21 protein-coding genes and 1 pseudogene are annotated in these 23,831 nt (G+C 72.6%); 17 read left to right on the top strand and 5 right to left on the bottom strand.

Annotation, left to right across the window (positions count from 1 at the left end):
• Positions 1-431: 431 nt before the first annotated feature.
• Together ACGFRB_RS22590 and ACGFRB_RS22595 are read left to right on the top strand one after the other, a co-directional pair.
• Positions 432-1,745, top strand: coding sequence for a M14 family metallocarboxypeptidase (locus ACGFRB_RS22590; RefSeq protein ID WP_393245336.1), 1,314 nt, complete (start codon positions 432-434; stop codon positions 1,743-1,745).
• 117 nt (positions 1,746-1,862) lie between these two features.
• The gene (locus ACGFRB_RS22595) at positions 1,863-2,174 is read left to right on the top strand and encodes a hypothetical protein (RefSeq protein WP_393245338.1); all 312 of its coding nucleotides are present in this window, start codon (positions 1,863-1,865) and stop codon (positions 2,172-2,174) included.
• 342 nt (positions 2,175-2,516) lie between these two features.
• Here ACGFRB_RS22595 and ACGFRB_RS22600 read toward each other — a convergent pair whose 3' ends face one another.
• Positions 2,517-3,479: an FAD-dependent oxidoreductase gene (locus ACGFRB_RS22600; protein ID WP_393245340.1), complete on the bottom strand. Its 963-nt coding sequence runs from the start codon at positions 3,477-3,479 to the stop codon at positions 2,517-2,519.
• A gap of 138 nt (positions 3,480-3,617) precedes the next feature.
• Between ACGFRB_RS22600 and abc-f the strand changes: the two genes are divergently transcribed.
• The 4 genes from abc-f (at position 3,618) to ACGFRB_RS22620 (ending at position 7,049) form a co-directional block, all read left to right on the top strand.
• Entirely contained in the window at positions 3,618-5,255 is a 1,638-nt protein-coding gene (gene abc-f, locus ACGFRB_RS22605; protein ID WP_363004454.1) for a ribosomal protection-like ABC-F family protein, read from the top strand.
• On the top strand, positions 5,255-6,013 hold the full coding sequence (locus ACGFRB_RS22610; protein ID WP_393245342.1) for a 2-phosphosulfolactate phosphatase: 759 nt from the start codon (positions 5,255-5,257) through the stop codon (positions 6,011-6,013). The genes abc-f and ACGFRB_RS22610 overlap by 1 nt, the downstream gene beginning before the upstream one ends.
• Positions 6,010-6,414 carry a hypothetical protein gene (locus ACGFRB_RS22615; RefSeq protein WP_361225457.1) on the top strand — a complete coding sequence of 135 codons (405 nt, stop codon included), beginning with the start codon at positions 6,010-6,012 and terminating at the stop codon, positions 6,412-6,414. Before ACGFRB_RS22610 ends, ACGFRB_RS22615 begins: the two co-directional genes overlap by 4 nt.
• A 113-nt stretch (positions 6,415-6,527) precedes the next feature.
• Positions 6,528-7,049: an AAA family ATPase gene (locus tag ACGFRB_RS22620; RefSeq protein ID WP_363004460.1), complete on the top strand. Its 522-nt coding sequence runs from the start codon at positions 6,528-6,530 to the stop codon at positions 7,047-7,049.
• A 100-nt stretch (positions 7,050-7,149) separates the two neighbouring features.
• On the opposite strand, the gene ACGFRB_RS22625 is transcribed toward ACGFRB_RS22620, so the two are convergent.
• Positions 7,150-9,609: a Tex family protein gene (locus ACGFRB_RS22625; RefSeq protein WP_393245344.1), complete on the bottom strand. Its 2,460-nt coding sequence runs from the start codon at positions 9,607-9,609 to the stop codon at positions 7,150-7,152.
• Between the two features lie 256 nt (positions 9,610-9,865).
• On the opposite strand from ACGFRB_RS22625, the gene ACGFRB_RS22630 reads away from it, so the two are divergent.
• The gene (locus tag ACGFRB_RS22630) at positions 9,866-10,843 is read left to right on the top strand and encodes a GlxA family transcriptional regulator (protein ID WP_363004464.1); all 978 of its coding nucleotides are present in this window, start codon (positions 9,866-9,868) and stop codon (positions 10,841-10,843) included.
• 69 nt (positions 10,844-10,912) lie between these two features.
• Positions 10,913-11,548, top strand: coding sequence for a DJ-1/PfpI family protein (locus ACGFRB_RS22635; RefSeq protein WP_393245346.1), 636 nt, complete (start codon positions 10,913-10,915; stop codon positions 11,546-11,548).
• Between the two features lie 46 nt (positions 11,549-11,594).
• On the opposite strand, the gene ACGFRB_RS22640 is transcribed toward ACGFRB_RS22635, so the two are convergent.
• On the bottom strand, positions 11,595-12,338 hold the full coding sequence (locus tag ACGFRB_RS22640) for an enoyl-CoA hydratase/isomerase family protein (protein ID WP_393245348.1): 744 nt from the start codon (positions 12,336-12,338) through the stop codon (positions 11,595-11,597).
• Between the two features lie 73 nt (positions 12,339-12,411).
• Between ACGFRB_RS22640 and ACGFRB_RS22645 the strand changes: the two genes are divergently transcribed.
• Both ACGFRB_RS22645 and ACGFRB_RS22650 read left to right on the top strand, forming a co-directional pair.
• Complete coding sequence (locus ACGFRB_RS22645; protein WP_363004470.1) at positions 12,412-13,038, top strand: DUF308 domain-containing protein; 627 nt, start codon at positions 12,412-12,414, stop codon at positions 13,036-13,038.
• 164 nt (positions 13,039-13,202) lie between these two features.
• Positions 13,203-13,649, top strand: a pseudogene (locus tag ACGFRB_RS22650) (ATP-binding protein); the annotation flags it as partial.
• 490 nt (positions 13,650-14,139) lie between these two features.
• Here ACGFRB_RS22650 and idi read toward each other — a convergent pair.
• Both idi and ACGFRB_RS22660 read right to left on the bottom strand, forming a co-directional pair.
• Positions 14,140-14,748: an isopentenyl-diphosphate Delta-isomerase gene (gene idi, locus ACGFRB_RS22655; RefSeq protein ID WP_361225436.1), complete on the bottom strand. Its 609-nt coding sequence runs from the start codon at positions 14,746-14,748 to the stop codon at positions 14,140-14,142.
• Positions 14,749-15,129: 381 nt separating this feature from the next.
• Positions 15,130-16,071 carry a cation diffusion facilitator family transporter gene (locus tag ACGFRB_RS22660; RefSeq protein ID WP_393245350.1) on the bottom strand — a complete coding sequence of 314 codons (942 nt, stop codon included), beginning with the start codon at positions 16,069-16,071 and terminating at the stop codon, positions 15,130-15,132.
• Between the two features lie 437 nt (positions 16,072-16,508).
• Between ACGFRB_RS22660 and ACGFRB_RS22665 the strand changes: the two genes are divergently transcribed.
• From ACGFRB_RS22665 to ACGFRB_RS22695, 7 genes are read left to right on the top strand one after another with little or no spacing between them, the layout of a single operon-like run.
• Positions 16,509-18,428: a DUF5941 domain-containing protein gene (locus ACGFRB_RS22665; RefSeq protein ID WP_393245672.1), complete on the top strand. Its 1,920-nt coding sequence runs from the start codon at positions 16,509-16,511 to the stop codon at positions 18,426-18,428.
• A complete protein-coding gene (locus tag ACGFRB_RS22670; RefSeq protein WP_393245352.1) occupies positions 18,425-19,174 on the top strand; it encodes a sugar phosphate nucleotidyltransferase in 750 nt (249 codons plus the stop codon). Before ACGFRB_RS22665 ends, ACGFRB_RS22670 begins: the two co-directional genes overlap by 4 nt.
• Positions 19,162-20,223: an iron-containing alcohol dehydrogenase family protein gene (locus ACGFRB_RS22675; protein ID WP_361225424.1), complete on the top strand. Its 1,062-nt coding sequence runs from the start codon at positions 19,162-19,164 to the stop codon at positions 20,221-20,223. The genes ACGFRB_RS22670 and ACGFRB_RS22675 overlap by 13 nt, the downstream gene beginning before the upstream one ends.
• Complete coding sequence (locus ACGFRB_RS22680) at positions 20,201-20,980, top strand: CDP-alcohol phosphatidyltransferase family protein (protein WP_363004477.1); 780 nt, start codon at positions 20,201-20,203, stop codon at positions 20,978-20,980. Before ACGFRB_RS22675 ends, ACGFRB_RS22680 begins: the two co-directional genes overlap by 23 nt.
• Before the next feature lie 11 nt (positions 20,981-20,991).
• Positions 20,992-21,876 (top strand): glycosyltransferase family 2 protein, encoded by an 885-nt coding sequence (locus ACGFRB_RS22685; protein WP_393245355.1) that lies wholly within the window; start codon positions 20,992-20,994, stop codon positions 21,874-21,876.
• Positions 21,877-21,928: 52 nt separating this feature from the next.
• Positions 21,929-22,858 (top strand): ABC transporter permease, encoded by a 930-nt coding sequence (locus ACGFRB_RS22690; RefSeq protein WP_363004482.1) that lies wholly within the window; start codon positions 21,929-21,931, stop codon positions 22,856-22,858.
• A complete protein-coding gene (locus tag ACGFRB_RS22695; protein ID WP_363004484.1) occupies positions 22,851-23,636 on the top strand; it encodes an ABC transporter ATP-binding protein in 786 nt (261 codons plus the stop codon). Before ACGFRB_RS22690 ends, ACGFRB_RS22695 begins: the two co-directional genes overlap by 8 nt.
• Positions 23,637-23,831 lie beyond the last annotated feature (195 nt).

Below are 23,831 nucleotides of genomic sequence, written 5' to 3' on the forward strand. Positions count from 1 at the left end.
TGAGAAACGTACGGCCACGAGTGAGCGCGGCCGGGTCCAAGGCGAGCCCATCAGACCCCGGACGCCCGGGCACGTCCAGAGCGCCTCCCGTCACACGATCGCCATCCGGTCGACACGAACCCCCGTGTACGCGCCTTTCCTCACCCGTACGCACCGGTGCGCGTCCGCCTCACCCGCGACACGCGTGCGGCGGCACTCTTCCGCGCCGGAGGAGGCCGGGATACGTTCCGCCCCATGCCGATACGTGTGCGGCCGGTCCGCGGCGGCCGTCCTGTCGCGCCCCGGCGACTCCTGTGGCGCGAGCGACGGCCCGGCCCGCCGCCCTACCCCGTTTCGTTCCGCCCTGTCCCGTTCCGCCCCGCACCGTGTCGCCCCGACCGGCGCCCCGCGCACGCGAAGCGCACCGGCGCCCCGAATCCCGGTGAGGTCCGATGACCCGCACTTCCCGTTTCCGCCGGCACGCGTTCACCGGCGCGGCGGCCGTCGCCGCGCTCGGTCTGCCCCTGCTCGCCGGCCCCACCGAGGCGGCGGGCAGCATGGCCGCGCCGTCCGTGTCCGCGCTTCCGCGCACGGGCTTCGAGACGAGCGACGGCGCCCGCTGGACCACCGAGGCCGAGGAGACCGCCTTCCTGGCAGCCGTCGACCGCGACAGCCCGCGCCTGACGGTCCGTACCCTCGGCACCACCGTCGAGGGCCGGCCGCTCCGGCTCGCCGCGCTCGGCACCGGCGCCACCACCGTGCTCCTCATCTGCTCCCAGCACGGTGACGAACCCGCCGGTCGCGAGACCTGTCTCGGCACTTTGCGTGATCTCGCGTACGCCGAGGACGCCGCGTCCCGGCGCTTCCTCGCCCGTACCACCCTCCTCGTGGTCCCCACCGCCAACCCCGACGGCCGCGCGGCGAACACCCGCGGCAACAGCTCCGGCACCGACATCAACCGCGACCACCTCGCCCTCACCACCGCCGAGGCGCGCACCCTCGCGGCGGTGATCCGCGACCGTCGCCCCGAACTCGTCTACGACCTCCACGAGTACAGCGCCACCCCGCGCTACTACGACAAGGACCTGCTCGCGCTCTGGCCGCGCAACCTCAACACCGCGCCCCGGGTCCACGACGAGGCGCACACCCTGTCCGAGTCGTACGTACGGCCCGGCGCCACACGCGCCGGATTCAGCACGGGGACCTACGGCATCTGGACCGATCCCGTCACCGGCGAACCCGTCAAGCAGGTCGCGGGCGACGGACAGGAACGCATCCTGCGCAACACCGCGGGCCTCAAGCACGCCGTCGGCCTGCTCGTCGAGACCCGTGAGGACGCCTTCGACCCGGCCGAGCAGAACGACCCGGCCCTCAATCACCGGCGTCGCGTCGCCACTCAACAGGCAGCGCTACGAGGGATGTTCGACTATCTCGACGAGCGCCGCGGACCCCTCACGGCCACGACCGCCGCGGCCCGCCGCGCCGGTCTGTCCGACCGAGGTCCGATCCTCCTCGGCGGCGCCGACAACGACCCCGCGAAGCCCGGCGACATCCTCCAGGACCCGCCCTGCGCCTACCGTTTGACGAAGGATCAATATCGGGACGTACGGGATGAGTTGGCCCTGCACGGGGTGACCGTGCGGCCGGACGGCGACGCGGGCGTCCTCGTGCCACTGCGGCAGTCCCTGCGCGCCCTCGTACCGCTATTGCTCGATCCCCGGGCGGAATACGGGCTGACTCGCGGAGAGCCTGTGGAGAGGTGTTGAGGAACCGGTGACCGCTGTCATCCTCAAAGGAGCCGTTGATCATTGAGGGCTAGGGTCGTCAACAGGTACTGACCATACCCAACGGGCTTCTCCTGCCCGGAATACGGAAGTGACACCATGACGACCCACGCTCCGCGTCCGCGCCGCATCCTGTCCGTTCTCGCCGCGACGACACTGCTGGCCGGGGGCCTGCTGCTCGGGCAGACCGTGACCGCCGCACCGGCCCAGGCGGCCGGCAAGACGGTCACCTGCAACGTCCCGAAGATGCGGCAGGAGTCCCAGAGCCTGCGCTCCAAGGCCGCCAAGCTGAAGAAGCTCGGCGCCCGCGAGGAGGCCCGCAAGGCGACGGCCAAGGCCGACGCGCTCGACAAGCGCGTCCGCGCCTGTCAGGACGCCGACAGCCACGCCCCGAAGCCCTTCCCGGGCTGACCCGCACGGGTGCCGCCGGAGTCGGCTCCTCCGGGACCGGCACCGCCGGCACCCGCTCAGGGAGCGGCGGCGCCGGCACGGAAGACCGCCGGTGCCGCACCCAGCCCGCACCGGCCCGCACCGCGTCACCCCGCATGAGACCGGCCCACGCGGCACCACACGCTTCGGCCGGGCCTACCGCCCGTCCGGCGAATCCCCACGCTTCGCCGGGCGGGCGTTGCACGTTCCCGGCCGCCCGGTGACCCTCCCCGATACCCCGGTGACCCTCCCCGATACCTCGGCTGCCTGCCGTGGTGACCTGGCTTCCCGCCCGGCGTTCCGGCTTCCCGCCCGGCCCCCGGCTCAGCCGTCGCAGACCAGCCGCGCCACTTGGTCCGCGCAGCCCCACGCCACCGTGACCCCCGCGCCCCCGTGCCCGTAGTCGTGCACCAGCAGCGCTCCACCCGGCAGCCGCCCCGTCTCCAGCCGCACCCCGCCGGCACGGGACGGCCGCAGCCCCACCCGGTGGCCCAGCACGCGGGCGTCCGCGATCTCGGGGCGGACCCGCGCGCACCGGGCGACGATCGCCTCCGCCGTCGCCGGATCGGGCGTCATCTCCTCCTCGTGTTCCCCGGCCGTGCCGCCGAGCACCAGCCGGTCCGCGTGCGGGAAGAAGTACACGGGATCGGCCACCCCGCCCCCGGACACGGCGAACCAGCTGTCCACCCCCGGGTTCTCCACCAGGACCAGCTGTCCGCGCACCGCGTGCATCCGGTCGTCGCCCACCAGCTCGCGCGCCCCGAGCCCCGTGCAGTTGACCACCACCCGCGCCCCGGCGGCCTCCGCCTCGGCGAGATCCTTCACCACGCGCTGCTCGAAGACCCCGCCCAGCGCTTCGAGGCGACCGCGCAGCCACGCCAGATGCACCGGCATGTCCACCAGCGGAAGCCGCGCCGCGATCCCCGTCCCGTACGGCCCCGGCACTTCCTCGTCCGGGATCGACCGCAGCCCCGGCACCCCGGCCGCCCAGCCGCTGAGCTTCTCCAGCGGGGTGCCCGCGTGTACGCCCGGCACCCACCGGACGCCCGTCGCCGCCGGCTCGGCCGCCAGCTCCTCGTACACCCGCAAGGTGGCCAGCGACCAGTCGCCGACCTCGGCCTCCGGCTCTATTCGGTACGGCCACCACAGGGCCCCGGCCACCGCCGACGTCGTCCCGGTCACCTCGTCCCGCGACCACACCCTGACCCGCCGGCCCCGCTCCGCGAGCCGGATCGCCGCCGTCAGACCCACGACCCCGCCGCCCACCACGATCACATCGCTGTCCATGGCGGGACGGTACCGCCGCCCCGGCCGCCCGCACAGGGCCGTCTCATGAGCCGGGCCGGGGCGTTCCCGCGCCGCCCGCGCGGGGCCGTCCCATGGGCCGGGCCGGGCCCCACCGCCGCCCCCGTAGGATTCACCCTGATGACTGCCACTCTCGTCGCCAAGAACCTCGCCGCCGGCCACGGCGACCGCTCCCTCTTCGCCGGGCTCGACCTCGTCGTCGCCCCCGGCGACGTCATCGGCCTCGTCGGGGTCAACGGAGCGGGCAAATCCACGCTCCTGCGCCTCCTCGCGGGCCTCGACACCCCCGAGGACGGGGAGCTTCGGCTCTCCCCGCCGACCGCCACCGTCGGTCACCTCCCGCAGGAGCCCGAGCGGCGGGACGGTGAGACGGTACGGGAGTTCCTGGCCCGCCGTACCGGTGTCGCCGCGGCCCAGATCGCCATGGACGAGGCCACCCAGGGCCTGGTCGACGGCACGCCCGGCGCCGACGACGCGTACTCCGTCAGCCTGGAGCGCTGGCTCGACCTCGGCGGCGCCGATCTCGACGAGCGCGCCGAGGAGGTCGCCGCCGGCCTCGGTCTGACGGTCGGCCTCGACCAGCCCATGACCTCGCTCTCCGGCGGCCAGGCCGCCCGCGCCGGCCTCGCCTCGCTGCTCCTCTCCCGCTACGACGTGTTCCTCCTGGACGAGCCCACCAACGATCTCGATCTCGACGGCCTGGAGCGCCTCGAAGAGTTCGTGCGCGGGCTGCGCGCCGGGACCGTTGTCATCAGCCACGACCGCGAGTTCCTCACCCGCACCGTCACCAAGGTCCTCGAACTCGACCTCGCCCAGCAGCAGATCACCCTCTACGGCGGCGGCTACGAGGCGTACTTGGAGGAGCGGGACACCGCCCGCCGGCACGCCCGCGAGGAGTACGAGGAGTACTCCGACAAGAAGTCGTCCCTCGAATCGCGCGCCCTCATGCAGCGCAACTGGATGGACAAGGGCGTCCGCAACGCCCGCCGCAAGTCCGGCGACAACGACAAGATCGCGCGCAAGCACCGCGCCGACGCCAGCGAGAAGCAGGCCGCCAAGGCCCGCCAGACCCAGCGCATGATCGAGCGGCTCGATGTCGTCGAGGAGCCCCGCAAGGAGTGGGAGCTGCGGATGGAGATCGCCGCCGCGCCCCGTTCCGGCTCCGTCGTCGCCACCCTGCGCGACGCCGAGGTCCGCCGAGGCGACTTCCGCTTCGGTCCCGCCAGCCTCCAGGTCGACTGGGCCGACCGGGTCGCCATCACCGGCGCCAACGGGGCCGGCAAGTCCACCCTGCTCGCCGCGCTCCTCGGCCGTCTCCCGCTGGACACGGGCCACGCGGTGCTCGGCCCCGGCGTCGTCGTCGGCGAGGTCGACCAGGCGCGCAAGCTCTTCCACGGTACGGAGAGCCTGCTGGAGGCGTTCTGCGCGGCCGTCCCCGAGACCGAGCCCGCCGACGTCCGCACCCTGCTCGCCAAGTTCGGCCTCAAGGCCGAGCATGTGCTGCGGCCCGCCACCACCCTCTCGCCCGGCGAACGCACCCGCGCCGCGCTCGCCCTGCTCCAGGGCCGAGGGGTGAACCTGCTCGTCCTCGACGAGCCGACCAACCACCTCGACCTGCCCGCCATCGAGCAGCTGGAGTCGGCGCTGGAGTCGTACGAGGGCACGCTGCTCCTGGTCACCCACGACCGCCGGATGCTGGACGCGGTCCGCACCACCCGGCGGATCGAGGTCGCGGACGGCAAGGTCACCGAACTCTGATGACCGTCTCCTTCGGCTGGGGACCGGCCGGGGCGCGCGCCCTCGCCGCCCCGGACGCGGACCGCGCGGACGGCGCGGCGTGCGTGGTCGTGGTCGATGTGCTGTCGTTCACGACCGCCGTGGGCGTCGCCGTCGAGGCCGGGACCGCCGTGTACCCGTACCGGTGGCGGGACGAGAGCGCCGCCGCGTACGCGCGGGAGAAGGACGCCGTCCTCGCCGTCGGCCGCCGCGCCGCGACGCCCGAGCATCCGTACTCGCTCTCCCCGGCCGCGTTGCGCGCCGCGCCCGCGCCCGCCCGGCTCGTGCTGCCGTCCCCGAACGGCTCCACGATCAGCGCCGAGGCGGCGGCCGGGGGCGCGACGGTGATCGCGGCCTCGCTGCGCAACGCGGGCGCCGTCGCCCGCCGCCTCGCCGCGCACGGATACGGCGGTGCGCAGCGGCCACTCACCATCGTCGCCGCGGGCGAGCGGTGGCCCGACGGCTCCCTGCGCCCCGCCCTGGAGGACCTGCTCGGCGCGGGCGCGGTCCTCGCCGCGCTGCGGGCCGAGCGCCCGGATCTCACCCTGACCCCCGAGGCGACCGCGGCGGCCACGCTGTGGACCGCAACGAAGGACCCGGTCGCCGCCTTGCACGGCTGCGAGTCGGGCCGTGAACTGTACGCGTACGGCTGTGCGCGGGACGTGGAGGTGGCCGCCGAGACCGACGCGTCGGCCGTCGTCCCCGTCCTCGTGGACGGCGCATTCCAGGAGGCACCATGACCGACGACCGTGTGACCCGGCTTCTCGCCATGCTCGACGACCTCGACGCCGACCTCGACGAGACCATCGAGCTCGCCGACGAGATCGCGGCGAGCGGGGACCGGGCGCAGCTCCCGCGCCTGGAGGCCGGACTCGACCACGCGATCGAGGACCGCAACGCCTACGGCCGCGAACTGCTCGGCGGTGTCATCGCGGGCCTCGGCGGTACGGACCGGCTCCCGGTCCTCGTCCGCGCCTCCGCCGTCGACCTGGGCGACGACCAGGACGGCCTGGCCGCCGAGATCGTCGACCTGGTCCAGGCCGACCCGCAGACGGCCCGCGGTCTCCTCCAGCCGCTGACGGAGGACGACGACCTGTCGGTGGCGAACCGGGCGGAGTGGGCCCTGCGCTTCGCGCCGTGACCGACGCGGCCGGGGGCGCCGGGGCCGGGTCTGAACGGCCGGTCTTCGAAGGGCCGGGTTCCGGAGGTTCCGGCCCTGAACCGGGCCCGACGTCAGGCCCGGCACGCCTCGTCGTGATCACAGGAGGGCCCGGATCCGGGAAGAGCACCCTGATCGACCGCCTCCAGGCGGCCGGCTTCGCCCGGTCGTACGAGGCGGGGCGCGGGGTCATCCAGGACCAGCGAGCCGTCGGCGGCCCGGGGCTTCCCTGGCAGGACCCCGGGCTCTTCGCCGAACTGATGCTCTGCTGGGAACTGCGCTCCTACCGGGGCGCGCCCACCGGGCCGGGGCCCGCCGTCTTCTTCGACCGGGGCATCCCCGACATCGTCGGCTATCTGCGGGTCGAGGGCCGGCCCGTGCCCGCCCATCTCGACACCGCCGCCCGCACCTTCCGGTACCACCCCCGGGTGTTCATCGCACCGCCCTGGCCGGAGATCTACCGGCAGGACACCGAGCGCCGGCAGTCGCCCGCCGAGGCTGAACGCACTCACGCCGCCATGGTCGAGACGTATACGGCGTACGGCTACGAGCTCGTGGAACTCCCGCGCGCTTCCGTGGTGGACCGGGTCCGGTTCGTCACTGCTCGGCTGTCCTGAGCTTCCCGGCCGGGGCGCGGACGAGGTAACGGACAGGCGCGGGCCTGCGCACAGGCCCGCGCCCCTCAGCCCTCAGCCCGCGCCCCTCAGCCCTCAGCCGTCAGCGCTTGCCGCGCCCGCCCCGGCCGCCCGAACCACCCTCGTTCAGCAGGCCCGCCTTGCGGAGTGCGTCCGCCATCGCGCTGTTGGCGGGGGCGGGAGCGGAGGCTCCCTGACCACGGCCGCGACCACCATCGCGGTCGCGGTCACGGTCCCCGCGGCGCTGCTGCGGCGGCCGGCCGGCCCGATCCCCGAGATCCCCGCGCTCTCCACGGGCTCCGCGCTCGCGCCGGGGCGCCCGCTCCCCGGGCGCGGACGCGGCGCCGTTCGCCTCGTCGTCCAGGCGCAGCGTCAGCGAGATCCGCTTGCGCGGGATGTCGATGTCGAGGACCTTCACCTTCACCACGTCGCCTGGCTTCGCCACCTCGCGCGGATCCTTGACGAAGGTCTTCGACATGGCGGAGACGTGCACCAGACCGTCCTGGTGCACACCGACGTCCACGAAGGCGCCGAAGGCCGCGACATTGGTGACGACACCCTCCAGGACCATGCCCGACGCCAGGTCGCCGATCTTCTCGACGCCCTCCTTGAAGGTGGCCGTACGGAACGCGGGACGCGGGTCGCGACCCGGCTTCTCCAGCTCCTTCAGGATGTCGGTGACCGTCGGCAGGCCGAAGGTGTCGTCGACGAAGTCGTCCGCGCGCAGGCCGCGCAGCACGCCCGTGTTGCCGATCAGCGCGGCGACCTCGCCGCCGCAGGTCTTCACCATCCGGCGCACCACCGGGTACGCCTCCGGGTGCACCGAGGACGCGTCGAGCGGGTCGTCGCCGCCCCGGATCCGCAGGAAGCCCGCGCACTGCTCGTACGCCTTCGGGCCGAGCCGCGACACGTCCTTCAGCGCCTTGCGGGAACGGAACGGGCCGTGGTCGTCGCGGTGCGCGACGATGTTCTCGGCGAGCCCCGCGCTGATCCCGGAGACCCGCGAAAGCAGCGGAGCGGAAGCGGTGTTGACGTCGACGCCGACACCGTTCACACAGTCCTCGACGACCGCGTCGAGCGAGCGCGACAGCTTCACCTCGGACAGGTCGTGCTGGTACTGGCCGACGCCGATCGACTTCGGGTCGATCTTCACCAGCTCGGCCAGCGGGTCCTGGAGCCGCCGGGCGATGGACACCGCGCCGCGCAACGACACGTCCATGTCCGGGAGTTCCTGCGAGGCGAACGCGGAGGCCGAGTACACGGAGGCGCCGGCCTCCGAGACCATTACCTTCGTCAGCTTCAACTCGGGGTGCTTGGCGAGGAGTTCACCGGCCAGCTTGTCGGTCTCGCGCGAGGCGGTGCCGTTGCCGATGGCGACCAGCTCGACCGCGTGCTCCTTGGCCAGCTTGGCCAGCTTCGCCAGCGACTCGTCCCACCGGTTCGCCGGAACGTGCGGGTGGATCGTGTCGGTGGCGACCACCTTGCCGGTCGCGTCGACGACGGCGACCTTCACGCCCGTACGGAAACCGGGGTCGAGGCCGAGCGTCGCCCGGGTACCGGCCGGCGCGGCCAGCAGCAGGTCGCGCAGGTTCGCCGCGAACACCCGGACCGCCTCGTCCTCGGCGGCCGTCCGCAGCCGCATCCGCAGATCGATGCCCAGGTGGACGAGGATGCGGGTGCGCCAGGCCCAGCGCACCGTGTCCAGCAGCCACTTGTCGCCGGGCCGCCCCCGGTCGGCCACGCCGAACCGCTGCGCGACGATCGGCTCGTACGACGAGACCGCCGACGGCACAGACGACGCCGAAGACGCGGCGGGCTCCTCAGGCTCCAGCTCCAGGCTGAGCACGTCCTCCTTCTCGCCGCGCAGCATGGCGAGGACACGGTGCGAGGGCAGCTCGGTGAACGGCTCGGAGAAGTCGAAGTAGTCGGCGAACTTCGCGCCCGCCTCCTCCTTGCCCTCCCGGACCCGGGCGGTGAGCCGGCCCCGGCCCCACATCCGCTCGCGCAGCTCGCCGATGAGGTCCGCGTCCTCCGAGAACTTCTCGGTGAGGATCGACCGTGCGCCCTCCAGCGCGGCGGCCGCGTCCGCGACCCCCTTGCCGGCGTCCACGAACGCCGCCGCGGCGGCCTCCGGCGCCACCGACGGGTCGGCGAGCAGCCCCTCGGCCAGCGGTTCGAGCCCGGCCTCGCGGGCGATCTGCGCCTTGGTCCGCCGCTTCTTCTTGAACGGCAGATAGATGTCCTCAAGACGCGCCTTGGTGTCGGCGCCGAGGATCCGGGCCTCCAGCTCGGGCGTCAGCTTGCCCTGTTCGCGTACGGAGTCGAGGACGGCGGCCCGCCGGTCCTCCAGCTCGCGCAGATACCGAAGCCGCTCCTCCAGAGTGCGCAGCTGCGCGTCGTCGAGCATCTCGGTCGCTTCCTTGCGGTAGCGCGCGATGAACGGCACCGTGGAGCCGCCGTCGAGGAGTTCGACGGCCGCCTTCACCTGCCGCTCGCGTACCCCGAGCTCCTCGGCGATCCTTGCTTCGATGGACGTCGTCACGATGTCCGACCCGCCTTCTCGTGCCTCAAGCTTGCGGTTGCATTCTGCCGGGTCGCTCACCCGTACGCGGCATCCGGCCCGACTCCGCGCGCGGCGCGCGACGGCCGGCGGGGTGCGCGCGGCGGCTGAGCGGCACGCGGGGAGCGGTCCCCGTCGGTGGACCGGAACGGCCCGACGGCGGCCGCCTTCCGGCCATGGCCGAATGGGTGGGGAGCTCGTCCTTGCGGCCATCCCGGGACCCGCCAAGGATGAAGACATGACGCAGCACTTGGGCCCGGTCCTGGTCGTCCTCTTCGACGGTGTGCAGACGCTCGACGTGACCGGACCGGTCGAGGTCTTCCACGGCGGCGCCCGTGCCGCCGGCCGGCCCGGCGCGTACCGGATCCGCACGGCCTCCTTGGACGGCGGTCCGGTCCGCACCAGCAGCGGGCTGCGGATCCTGCCGGACACCTCGCTCGCCGAAGCCGTCGCCGACGGCCCGCCGCACACCCTGCTCGTGCCGGGCGGCCATGGCACCCTCACCCCCGATCCGGCGCTCGTCGCCTGGCTGCGCGCGCATGCCCCGGACGCGCGGCGGCTCGTCGCGGTCTGCACAGGCACGCTGCTGCTCGCAGAGGCCGGTCTCCTTGACGGACACCGGGTGACCACGCACTGGTCCGCCTGCGACGGACTGGCCCACGAGCACCCCGAGGTGACGGTGGACCCGGACCCCATCTTCGTCCGGGACGGCCGGATCGCGACCTCCGCCGGAGTCACCGCGGGCATCGACCTCGCGCTCGCGCTTCTCGAAGAGGACCTGGGCCGGGACGCGGCGCTCACCGTCGCCCGGTACCTCGTCGTCTACTTGCGCAGACCGGGCAACCAGGCCCAGTTCAGCGCCCCGCTGACCGCGCAGACCGCCCGGCGTGAACCGCTGCGCGACGTCCAGCACTGGATCACCGAACACCCCGAGGACGATCTGTCGGTCCCGGTCCTCGCCGCCCGCGCCCGGCTCTCGCCGCGCCACTTCGCGCGCGCCTTCCGCGCCGAGACCGGCACCACCCCCGGCCGTTACGTCGACCGCGTCCGCCTCGAACACGCCCGCCGGCTCCTGGAAGAGTCCGCGCGCGGTGTCGAGGAGGTCGCGCGCGCCGCCGGATACGGCACCCCGGAAGCCATGCGCCGCGCCTTCGTCAAGGCCCTGGGCACCCCGCCCGCCGACTACCGACGGCGCTTCCACGCCCCCATCGGCTGAATCGCACCGCCCCATCGGCCGACCCGCGCCCCGGCGGGCCCGCCCTCCCCCGCGACCGTAAGGACGGACATGCAGATCGCCATTCTTCTCTACAACCGTTTCACCAGCCTCGACGCCGTCGGGCCCTACGAACTCCTCGCCCGCCTCCCCGGGGCCGAGACCGTCTTCGTGGCCAAGGAGCCCGGCCCCGTCCGGGGCGACCTGGGCACCCTCGCGCTGGTCGCCGACGCGGCCCTCGCGGACGTACCGCGCCCGGACATCGTGCTGGTGCCGGGCGGCCCCGGCTCGCGGGAGGCGGTCGGCGATCCGGAGCTGCTCGCCTGGCTCCGCGCGGCCGACGCCACCAGCACCTGGACCACGTCGGTGTGCACCGGCTCGCTGCTCCTCGGCGCCGCCGGACTGCTCACCGGCCGGCCCGCCACCAGCCACTGGCTGGCGTACGACGAGCTGCGGGCGTACGGCGCCGAACCGACCGGCGAGCGCGTGGTGTTCGACGGCAAGTACGTGACGGCCGCCGGTGTCTCCTCCGGCATCGACATGGCCCTGCATCTGATCGGCCGGATCGCGGGCGACACGACCGCGCAGACCATCCAGCTCCTCACCGAGTACGACCCGCAGCCTCCCTACGACGCCGGGTCGCCGGAGAAGGCCCCGGCCGGGATCGTCGCGCACTGGCGTGGCACACGGGTCGAGGAACTCGGGTAGCAGGACAGAGGGAACGGGCGTTCGCGCGTTGGGTGACGCGCGCGGATCAGCGCCCGTACGTGAAGCGCGGCGGCCGGCGTTCCAGGAAGGCGGCGACGCCCTCCGCGGTGTCGTCGCTGCCGTGCGCCCGGCCGGCCCAGTGCGCGTCCCGGTCGGTGCGGCCGTTCGCGAACTCCTTGGCCGCGGCCTGGGTGAGCAGCGAGCGGGAGACGAGGGTGCGGGTGAACTCGGCCACCCGCTTGCCGAGTTCACCGGCCGGCAGCACCTCGTCGACGAGCCCGGTGCGCAGCGCCCGCTCGGTGTCGATCAACTCGCCTGAGAACAGCAGGTACTTGGCGGCGGAGGGGCCGACGAGCGCGGTGAGCCGCCGGGTCGAGGAGGCCGGATAGACGATGCCGAGCTTCGCCGGGGTCACCCCGAAACGGGCGCCCTCCTCGGCGAAACGCAGATCGCACGCGGCGGCGAGCTGGCTGCCGCCGCCGACGCAGTAGCCGCGCACGGCGGCCAGGGTCGGCTTCGGGAACGCGGCCAGCGCCTCCTCGGCCAGCGTCGCGAGCGTCTGCTGGTCGTCACCCGGCTCGCCCAGGGTGGAGATGTCGGCGCCGGCGCAGAAGGTCGGGCCCGCGCCGGTGAGCACCAGCGCCCGGACGACGGGGTCGGCGGCGAGCGGCGCGAGCAGACCGGGCAGCGAGCGCCACATGCCGGCGGTCATGGCGTTGCGCTTGGCGGGATGGTCGATGACGACGGTGGCGACCTCGTCGGCGACGCTGACGGTCAGCTGCGGCTCCATGCGCCGGATGCTATCCGGGCGGCCCGTACGTACGATCAAGAAGGGGGTCCGGGGGGTACGAGGAGGTACGCCCATGGCCCGCAGGAAGACGCACCCCGGTCCGGCGGGCTCGCCGGACGCCGCGGCGGGGGCGACGCGGGAGGGAAAGCGGCTCAGCCGTGACTTCGGTCTGCTCGCGGGGCTCGGCGCCCTGCTCGTCGTCGGCGGGATCGTCGGTCTGATCTACACCGGGGTCGCCACTCTCACCTCCATGCTGCTCTTCGGCTGGCTGCTGCTGATCGGCGGGGTCGTCGGGCTCGCGCACGCCGTCGTGTCCCGAGGCACCGGGTACTTCTGGCTGGCGGCCGTGGTCGCCGCGCTGAACATCGCCGCCGGGATCATCGTCATCCGCTACCCGGTGGAGACGGCCGAGGCGCTGACCATGTTCGCGGCGCTGCTGTTCCTCACCGGCGGGCTGTTCCGGCTGGTGGGGAGCGTGGTGGTGCGCGGACCGCAGTTCGGCTGGACCCTGCTCCAGGGCGCGTTCGGGCTGCTCCTCGGCGTGCTGGTGCTCGTCGACTGGCCGCACAGCAGCCTGTACGTCCTGGGGACCTTCTTCTCGCTGGCGCTGCTCTTCGACGGGCTCGGCCTGGTGGCGATGGGTGTGGGCGGACGCAGGATCGTCAGTATGGTCACACCAGCGCCACCGCCTCCGAAATAGTCGGCCGAGGATCAGGAACAGTCGAACAACTGACCCCGTCATACGCATCCGATCAGAATGTGGCCTATAGGTGCCGACTTCTGGTCAGTAGCCGGAGGTCCGGCCCTCGATTCCCAAGACTCGACCCCGTGGCGACAATCGAGCACGAGGGTGGGAGCCGGACCATGGAGAGCCGCGGGAGCGCGCCTGTCCGGCCATCGTCCTACGAAGGAGTCTGGCGCTTCACCGCTCCGGCGGTCGACGTGTCCGTGCCGCAGGCCCGGCATGCCGTGCGCGACCTCCTGACCCGGCAGCGCGTCCCGGTCCACGACGACATCGTCCAGGGGCTCCTGCTCATCATCTCCGAGCTGGTCACCAACGCGGTCAAACACGCGGCGCTGCTCTCCCCGGAGATAGCGGTGGAGGTGGCGATCGGGGCGGAGTGGATCCGGGTGTCCGTCGAGGACCAGCATCCCTACCGCCCCAAGGCCCTGGAGGCCGACTGCGGCCGGACCGGCGGCCGAGGGCTGCTCCTGGTCCGTGAGATCGCCCGCGAGGCCGGCGGCGCCTGCGATGTCGAGCACACCGCGAGCGGCGGAAAGATCATCTGGGCGGCACTGCCCCTGAACCCCTTCGTGCCGGGCCCGGCCCCCATGGAGCCGCCGCCCATCGCGGCCTCCGCGGCCCCGCCCGGTCCGCAGCCGGCCCGGCCCCCCCGACAGCATCCGGCGCCTCCCGGCGCCGGAGTCCGGGCGACGGCCGAGGCACCGGCGCCGGGCGCCCGTCCACAGGGCAGCCACCCGCAGGGCGTCCACGCGCCCGGACTACGGGTCCCCGGCGGCCCGGTCGGCCTCGGCCTGTGAAGGGCGCGCCGCGCCCCCGGACCCTCGGCGGCCTCCCCGCCTGACCCGCACCCCGTACGAACGCACCACCCCACACCCACGAGGGCCCCGGCCGAGGCCGGGGCCCCTTTCCATGTCCGGGCCACCGGACCGGCTTCCCGCGCACACCATCCGGCCCCCGCACCCCCGAACGCCCGAGAGGCCGGACCCGAAGGTCCGGCCTCTCACGACGTACGACGCACTGTCCGGGCCCGGCCCGAAGGGGCCCGGCCCGTCCGGTTCACCAGCCCCCGGCCTGCCCCGTCAGCTCCCTGATCGCCGGCCGCGCCGCGTCCAGCACCGTCATGAACCAGGCGGAGAACGGCACGGCCGCGTGGCGCTCCGCCAGCTCGGCCGCCGTCACGAAGGCGGTGTCCCCGATCTCCTCCGGGTCCGGGCGCGGAGCCTCCTGCACCAGGCCGACGAAGAGGTGGTTGAACTCCTGCTCCACCAGACCCGAGGCCGGGTCCGGGTGGTTGTAGCGGACCGTGCCCGCCTCCGCGAGCAGCGACGGCGAGACGCCCAGCTCCTCGAAGGTGCGCCGGGCCGCCGCCGCGAAAGGCGCCTCGCCCGGGTAGGGGTGGCCGCAGCAGGTGTTCGACCACACGCCGGGGGAGTGGTACTTTCCGAGCGCCCGGCGCTGTAGCAGCATGCGGCCGGCCTCGTCGAAGAGGAAGACGGAGAAGGCGCGGTGCAGCTGCCCCGGCGCCTGGTGGGCGGCCAGCTTCTCCGCCGTACCGATCGTGACGCCGTCCTCGTCGACCAGTTCGAGCATGATCGGCTCCTCGGCCGCGACCGGCCCGGCGCCGTTCGTCGAACTGTGAGCCAGGGTGGCTGGTGTGGTCGGCATACCCATCCTTCGCTTTGGTCCTCGCCCTGGGGGCCAGGGTCCGTCCGACCTCGATCCGCCGGATGACCCCTGGCTCAGTCTGCCGCACAAAACCGGCTTGTCCGCACTTCGGCGGCCGGACATGGCCGCTCCGCACCGCTCCGGAGTACACCCCGAAACGGCGGGAGCGGCTCCGCGCTCAGACCCCGAAAGCCACGGGATGGCTGATCGTGCCCCCGGCGGCGGCCCCGGAACCGTCCGGGTCGAGTGCCGTCATCGCTTCGTCCGGAACAGTGAAGGCTGGCTTGATCCCATACGCGGACACATGTGCGAATCCGAAGCGCGGATCGTACGTTCACCGGCCAGGTCGCAGGCCACCGGCCATGGGGCGCAGGCCACGGGTCACAGGCAGAGCTTCGCCTCGTGTGCGGCGTGCCCGGCCGGCTCCAGCTGGAAGGTGCAGTGCTCCACGTCGAAGTGCGAGCCGAGGCAGCTCTGGAGCGCGTGCAGCATCTCCTCGTGGCCCACCGCGTCCAGCGCGTCCGGGGTCACCACCACGTGCGCGGAGAGCACCGGCAGGCCCGAGGTGATCGTCCAGGCGTGCAGATCGTGGACGTCCTCGACGCCCGGCAGGGCCAGGATGTGCGCCCGTACCTCGGCCATGTCGACCCCCTTGGGGGCGGACTCCAGCAGGACGTCGAGCGTCTCCCGCAGCAGTTTCACCGTACGCGGCACGATCATCAGACCGATGACGAGCGAGGCGATCGGGTCCGCGTAGGTCCAGCCGGTGAGCAGGATGACGCCCGCCGCGATCAGGACCGTCACCGAGCCGAGCGCGTCGGCCAGGACCTCCAGGTAGGCGCCGCGGACGTTCAGGCTCTCCTGCTGGCCGCGCATCAGCAGGGACAGTGAGATCACATTGGCGACCAGGCCGACCAGTGCGAAGGCGATGGTGAGGCCGCCCCGGGTCTCGGCCGGTTCGAGGAACCGTCCGATCGCCTCGAACAGGACGTATCCGCCGACGCCGAGGAGCAGCAGACAGTTGGCGAGCGCGGCCAGGATCTCGGCGCGCGCGTAGCCGAAGGTGCGGTTGCCGCTCGGCGGCCGGTTGGCGAAGTGGATGGCGAGCAGTGCCATGCCGAGGCCGACGGCGTCGGTCGCCATGTGGGCCGCGTCCGCGATCAGGGCGAGGGAGTCGGCGACCATGCCGCCGATGATCTCCACCACCATCACGGAGAGCGTGATGCCGAGTGCGATGCGCAGTCGGTTTTGGTACGCGGCGGCCGCGGTGCCGGTCGGCGGGGGGCCGCCGTGGCTGTGTCCGTGGTCGTGTCCAGCCCCCATGGCGTGGCCTCCCGATCGTGTCGTCGCGTGTGGTCTCGTGCCGTCGTCCGGTGCTCCGATTCGCCAGTGAACTACGGGTGGGGGGTATGTGCAACACGGTACTGAACACCGTTGTCATATGCTCTGACCTGCGGTGATGAAAAACGTGGAGACACGTGTCCGATCGTCGTCGCAGGGGCGGGGGACCGCGCGCCCAGGCGCGGTTTTGTGACCCGGACGGTTGATCACCCATGATGAGGAACGCGAGGTCGAATCACTTGTTCGACAGTGGGACGGCCGTGCGGAGGCGGTACCGCGAAACCTCGGTGAACTCGGGCTTCCGTCATCCGATAGCCTCAGCCGACGTGCCGCCGCCCGGTACCGGGCCGTGTCGCCGCGCCCGGGGCCGAGTCATGGGTCCCGCGGCCCGTCCGTCAGCTCCAAGGAGTGAGTTCGCCCTGTCGACCGCCATCCTCACCGGCCCGCCGGTACCCGGATCGTCGCTCGACGCCGATCTGCGGTCCCTCGGCTTCCGGGTCGAGACCGCCTCCGGCCCCCACGAGACGGGCGCCCTGCTCGCCCGGGTGCCCGCCGGAACGCGGGTCGCCCTGGTGGACCCCCGTTTCGTCGGTCACCCGCACGCGTTGCGCCTCGCCCTCACCGACCCCCGCTTCCCGGCCGCCGCCGTGGCCGGCGCGCTGGCCGTGCGGCCCGAGGCCCGGCCGGCCCTCGACCGCGCCCTGGCCGCGGCCGAGCGGAGCGGGCCCGCCGAGCGCGGCATGGGCGACCCCGCCCCGGACGCCGGTGCCCCCGGGCAGACCGCCGGACAGGCCCCCGCTCCCGCCTCCGCGCGCGACGGCGGACCGGCCACCGCGCAGGCCCCGGCCGGCAGCCTGCCCGACACTCTCGCCGACGCGCTCGACGCCGACGGCGTCGCCGTCCACCGCCCGCAGCTCGGCTCCCTCGTCGCCGCCGTTCCCACCGACCCGGAGGCCCGCCACGAGGCGCGCGCCGCCGTCGAGGCCGTCGACGACGAAGCCGTACGCCTGCGCTCCGCGGTCAAGGCCCACGACGGCTTCTTCACGACCTTCTTCATCAGCCCGTACTCGCGCTACATCGCCCGCTGGTGCGCGCGCCGCGGACTGACCCCCAACCAGGTCACCACCGCCTCGCTGCTCACCGCGCTGATCGCGGCCGGCTGCGCCGCCACCGGCGAGCGCGCGGGTTTCGTGGCCGCCGGTGTGCTGCTGCTCGTCTCCTTCGTCCTGGACTGCACGGACGGGCAGCTCGCCCGGTACGCGCTGAAGTACTCGACGATGGGCGCCTGGCTCGACGCCACCTTCGACCGCGCCAAGGAGTACGCCTTCTACGCCGGTCTCGCGCTCGGCGCGGCCCGGGGCGGCGACGACGTCTGGGCCCTCGCGCTGGGCGCCATGGTCCTCATGACCTGCCGCCATGTCGTGGACTTCGCCTTCAACGAGGCGAACACGAACGACGCCGAGAGCGCCGGATCCACCGCCAAGACCAGCCTGGGCGTCTCCAGCCGGCTCGACAGCGTCGGCTGGACGGTCTGGGCCCGGCGCATGATCATCCTGCCGATCGGCGAGCGCTGGGCGATGATCGCCGTCCTCACCGCCGTCACCAGCCCCCGGATCGTCTTCTGGGCGCTGATCGCCGGCTGTGCCTTCGGCGCCTGCTACACCACCGCCGGCCGGCTGCTGCGCTCGGTCGGCCGCAAGGCCCCGCGCACCGACCGCGCCGCCGAGGCGCTCGCCGCGCTCGCCGACACCGGCCCGCTCGCCTCGGCCGTCGCCCGGATGTTCCGCCGCGACCGGGCCAAGGGCCTCACGGCGCCGCTGTTCGCGCTGTTCGGCGCGGTCTGCCTGCCGGTCTGCGCCCTGGTGACCGGCCCCGGCTGGGCCACGGTGGCCGCCGCCCTCGCGTACGCCTTCTGGGCCGGGCAGGCCGTGGCCGCCCCGCTGAAGGGCGCGCTCGACTGGCTCGTCCCGCCGTTCTTCCGTGCCGCCGAGTACGGAACGATCCTCGCCCTGGCTGCCGCCTCCGACGCCGCCCAGGCTCTTCCGGCCGCATTCGGGCTGGTCGCGGCGGTCGCCTACCATCACTACGACACGGTGTACCGCATTCGCGGCAACGCCGGCGCGCCGCCCGCCTGGCTGGTGCGCGTCCTCGGCGGTCACGAGGGACGCACCCTCGTGGTGGCCGTCCTCGCCGCCCTGCTGGCGAACCGTGGCAATGACCTCACCACGGCACTGACCGCCCTCGCGGTCGCCGTGGGTCTCGTGGCGCTCGTGGAGTCGATCCGTTTCTGGGTCTCCTCCGGGGCGCCCGCCGTACACGACGAAGGAGAGACAGCATGATTGGCCTCGTACTGGCAGCCGGTGCCGGACGGCGTCTGCGCCCCTACACCGACACCCTTCCGAAGGCCCTCGTGCCCGTGGACCCGGCCGGCGACGGTTCGCTGACCGTTCTCGACCTCACGCTGAAGAACTTCGCCGAGGTCGGCCTCGAAGAGGTCGCGATCGTCGTCGGCTACCGCAAGGAGGCCGTGTACGCGCGCAAGGAGCAGCTGGAGTCGAAGTACGGCCTCAAGCTGACCCTCATCGACAACGACAAGGCCGAGGAGTGGAACAACGCCTACTCCCTGTGGTGCGCCCGTGACGTCCTGAAGCAGGGCGTGATCCTGGCCAACGGCGACACCGTGCACCCGGTCTCCGTGGAGAAGACGCTGCTCGCCGCCCGCGGCGAGGGCCGGAAGATCATCCTCGCCCTCGACACGGTGAAGAACCTCGCCGACGAGGAGATGAAGGTCGTCACCGCCGAGGGCAAGGGCGTCACGAAGATCACCAAGCTGATGGACCCGGCCGACGCGACGGGCGAGTACATCGGTGTCACCCTCATCGAGGCCGAGGCCGCCGAGGAGCTGGCCGACGCCCTGAAGACCACCTTCGAGCGCGACCCCGACCTGTACTACGAGGACGGCTACCAGGAGATGGTGAACCGCGGCTTCACCATCGACGTGGAGCCCATCGGCGACGTCAAGTGGGTCGAGATCGACAACCACGACGACCTCGCGAAGGGCCGGGACATCGCGTGCCAGTACTGACCCGGCTCATTCCGTCGCCGGTCGTCGTCGACATCCGCGGGGGAGCGCTGGACGACCTGTCCGCGCTCCTCGCGGACCAGCGGATCTCCAGCAACGGACGGATCGCGGTCGCCATCAGCAGCGGCTCCGGCCTGAAGCTGCGTGACCGCTTCGCCCCGGAGATGCCGCGCGCCGACTGGTACCCGGTCTCGGGCGGCACCATCGACGAGGCCGTCAAGCTGGCCGACGCCATGCGCGGCAAGCGCTACGACGCGGTCGTGGCGCTCGGCGGCGGCAAGATCATCGATGTGACCAAGTACGCGGCGGCCCGGGTCGGGCTGCCGCTGGTGGCCATCGCCACCAACCTGTCGCACGACGGCATCTGCTCGCCGATCTCCACCCTGGACAACGACAACGGACGCGGCTCCTACGGGGTGCCCACCCCGATCGCGCTGGTCATCGACCTCGACGTGATCCGGGACGCCCCGGCGCGCTTCGTCCGCTCCGGCATCGGCGACGCCATCTCCAACATCTCCGCCATCGCGGACTGGGAGCTGTCCCACCGCGAGACCGGCGAGAAGGTCGACGGCCTGGCCGCCGCCATGGCCCGCAGCGCGGGCGAGGCGGTGCTCCGGCACCCCGGCGGGGTCGGCGAGGACGACTTCCTGGTCACCCTCTCCGAGGGCCTGGTGATGTCCGGCATCGCCATGTCGATCAGTGGCGACAGCCGCCCCTCCTCGGGCGCCTGCCACGAGATCAGCCACGCCTTCGACCTGCTCTACCCGACGCGCGCGGCCAGCCACGGCGAGCAGTGCGGCCTCGGCGCCGCCTTCGCCATGCACCTGCGCGGGGCCCGCGACGACTCCGCGCGGATGGTCGCCACCCTGCGCCGGCACGGGCTGCCGGTGTCCCCGGAGGAGATGGGCTTCAGCGTGGACGAGTTCGTCCGCGCCGTGGAGTTCGCCCCGCAGACCCGTCCCGGGCGCTACACCATCCTCGAACACCTCGACCTGTCCGCCGACGAGATCAGGGACGCATACGCCGACTATGCACAAACCATCGGTAGCTGAGCTGCGTCCGGTCGTCCACCCCCCGGGTGTGAAGGACCGGCGCAGCGGCGAACACTGGGGCGGCCGCCTCTACATGCGGGAGATCTCGCTGCGGATCACCCGGCAGCTGGTGACCACCCGGGTGACGCCGAACCAGCTGACGTACGTGATGACCCTCGCCGGTGTGCTCGCCGCTCCGGCGCTGCTCGTCCCGGGCGTCTGGGGCGCGGTCCTCGGTGTCGTCGCCGTCCAGCTCTACCTGCTGCTCGACTGCGTCGACGGCGAGGTGGCCCGCTGGAAGAAGCAGTTCTCGCTGGGCGGTGTCTACCTCGACCGGGTCGGCGCCTACCTGTGCGACGCGGCCGTGCTCGTCGGCTTCGGGCTGCGCGCCGCCGACCTGTGGGGCGGCGGCCGGATCGACTGGCTGTGGGCCTTCCTCGGCACCCTCGCCGCGCTCGGCGCCATCCTGATCAAGGCGGAGACCGACCTGGTCGGGGTCGCCCGGCACCAGGGCGGACTGCCGCCGGTCAAGGAAGCGGCCGCCGAACCGCGCTCCTCCGGCATGGCACTGGCCCGCCGGGCCGCGGCCGCGCTCAAGTTCCACCGGCTGATCCTCGGCATCGAGGCGTCCTTGCTGATCCTGGTCCTCGCGATCGTGGACCAGATCCGGGGCGACCTGTACTTCTCCCGGCTCGGGGTCGCCGTGCTGGCCGGCATCGCGCTGCTCCAGACCGTGCTGCACCTGGTGTCGATCCTCGCCTCCAGCAGGCTCAAGTGAGGGCCGGCACCATGACCGAACCGATGAAGCTGGGCGCGGTCGTCATCACCATGGGCAACCGCCCCGACGACCTGCGCGCCCTGCTCGATTCCGTGGCCCGGCAGGAGGGCGACCCCATCGAGGTCGTCGTGGTCGGCCAGGGGGTCGAGATCCCCGGACTGCCCGAGGGCGTCCGCTCGATCACCCTGCCGGAGAACCTCGGCATCCCCGGCGGCCGCAACGTCGGCATCGAGGCCTTCGGCCCCGGCGGCACCGACGTCGACGCCCTGCTCTTCCTGGACGACGACGGGCTGCTCGCCAACACCGACACCGGCGAGCTGATCCGCCAGGCGTTCACCGCCGACCCGAAGCTCGGCATCGTCAGCTTCCGGATCGCCGACCCGGAGACGGGACTGACCCAGCGCCGGCACGTGCCGAGGCTGCGGGCCTCGGACCCGATGCGCTCCTCGCGGGTGACCACCTTCCTGGGCGGCGCCAACGCGGTGCGCACCAAGGTCTTCGCCGAAGTCGGCGGTCTGCCCGACGCGTTCTTCTACGCGCACGAGGAGACCGACCTCGCCTGGCGCGCGCTCGACGCGGGTTGGATGATCGACTACCGTTCCGACATGGTGCTGCTGCACCCGACCACCCCACCGTCCCGGCACGCGACGTACCACTTCAACGTGGCCCGCAATCGCGTGTGGCTGGCGCGCCGTAATCTTCCCGCATTGCTCGTGCCGGTCTACCTCGGCGTCTGGCTGCTCCTCACGCTGGTGCGGCGGCCTTCCGGACCCGCGCTCAAGGCGTGGTTCGGCGGTTTCCGGGCGGGCTGGAAGATGGCCTGCGGTCCGCGGCGGCCCATGGGGTGGCGTACGGTGTGGCGGCTGACCCGGATGGGACGCCCACCGGTCGTCTGACATCGTGGTACCCGACTTTGCCGCGCATCTTGAACACGAAAGTTTTCGACTTGTGAGTGACACAACCCAGGACGGTGGGGTCGCGACGAGCGCCCGGCCGTCCGTCGACGACGGCCTGAGTCCGGCCGAACTGGCCGCGAGGTACGGCCTCTCGGTCAGCGGCGCCAGGCCTGGGCTCGCGGAATACGTCCGCCAGTTGTGGGGGCGCCGCCACTTCATCCTGGCGTTCTCCCAGGCGAAGCTCACCGCCCAGTACAGCCAGGCGAAGCTCGGCCAGCTCTGGCAGGTGGTGACCCCGCTGCTGAACGCGGGCGTCTATTACCTGATCTTCGGCGTGATCATCGGTACCAGTCGCGGTATGTCGCACTCCGTGTACATCCCGTTCCTGGTGACCGGTGTGTTCGTGTTCACCTTCACGCAGAGCTCGGTGATGGCCGGCGTCCGGGCGATCTCCGGCAACCTCGGCCTGGTGCGGGCGCTGCACTTCCCGCGGGCCTCGCTGCCGATCTCGTTCGCGCTTCAGCAGCTTCAGCAGCTGATGTTCTCGATGGTCGTGCTCGCGGGCATCGCGGTCGCCTTCGGCAGCTTCCCGTCGCCGAGCTGGCTGCTGGTGGTCCCGGCGCTGGTGCTGCAGTTCCTGTTCAACGCGGGCCTCGCCATGATCGTGGCCAGGATGGGCGCCAAGACCCCTGACCTCGCCCAGCTGATGCCGTTCATCATGCGCACCTGGATGTACGCGTCGGGCGTCATGTTCTCCATCCCCGTGATGCTGAAGGACAAGCCCGCCTGGATCGCGGACCTGCTCCAGTACAACCCGGCCGCGCTGTACATGGACCTGATCCGGTTCGCGCTGATCGACGGCTACGGCTCCCAGAACCTGCCGTCGCATGTCTGGTTCGCCGCGCTGGCCTGGTCCGTGGCGATCGGCATCGGCGGCTTCGTCTACTTCTGGAAGGCCGAGGAGAGGTACGGCCGTGGCTGATCCGAACCAGGGCCGGGTGCCCACCGTCATCGCGGACGACGTCCACATCGTCTACCGGGTCAACGGCGGCGCGGGCGGCAGGGGCAGTGCCACCGCCGCGCTCAGCCGGATCCTCAAGCGCCGCAAGGGGCAGTCCGAGCGCGGTGTGCGCAAGGTGCACGCCGTGCGCGGTGTCTCCTTCACCGCCTACCGGGGCGAGGCCATCGGCCTCATCGGCACCAACGGCTCCGGCAAGTCGACCCTGCTGCGTGCCATCGCGGGTCTGCTGCCCACCGAGAGCGGCAAGATCTACACCGACGGCCAGCCCTCGCTGCTCGGCGTCAACGCGGCGCTGATGAGCGATCTGACCGGTGAGCGCAACGTCATCCTCGGCGGTCTCGCCATGGGCATGAGCCGCGAGGAGATAAAGGAGCGCTACCAGGGGATCGTCGACTTCTCCGGGATCAACGAGAAGGGCGACTTCATCTCGCTGCCGATGCGGACCTACTCGTCCGGCATGGGCGCCCGGCTCCGCTTCGCCATCGCCGCCGCCAAGCAGCACGATGTCCTCATGATCGACGAGGCGCTCGCGACCGGCGACCGCAAGTTCCAGATCCGCTCCGAGGAGCGCATCCGCGAGCTGCGCAAGGAGGCCGGCACGGTCTTCCTGGTCAGTCACAGCAACAAGTCGATCCGGGACACCTGCGACCGGGTGCTGTGGCTGGAGAAGGGCGAGCTGCTGATGGACGGCCCGACCGACGAGGTCATCAAGGCCTACGAGCGCGAGACCGGCAAGTAGCATCCCGGGGCCGTCCCGGGCGGCCCCGGGCCCGCGCGCTCCGACCGCCCCCGCCGCACCGAGCGGCGGGGGCGGTCGCTTTGATCCCCTGGTTTCCCCTTATCCGCCCTCGTCCGCCCTCGTCCGTTCCTGTTCGAGCGTCGGCGACCGGCCCCCACGTCCCGCCGGCGCGGCGGGGGCGCGCGATCACGGACG

Origin of the sequence: Streptomyces sp. NPDC048718 (assembly GCF_043198875.1) — a bacterium.
In the GTDB taxonomy this organism is placed as follows: domain Bacteria; phylum Actinomycetota; class Actinomycetes; order Streptomycetales; family Streptomycetaceae; genus Streptomyces.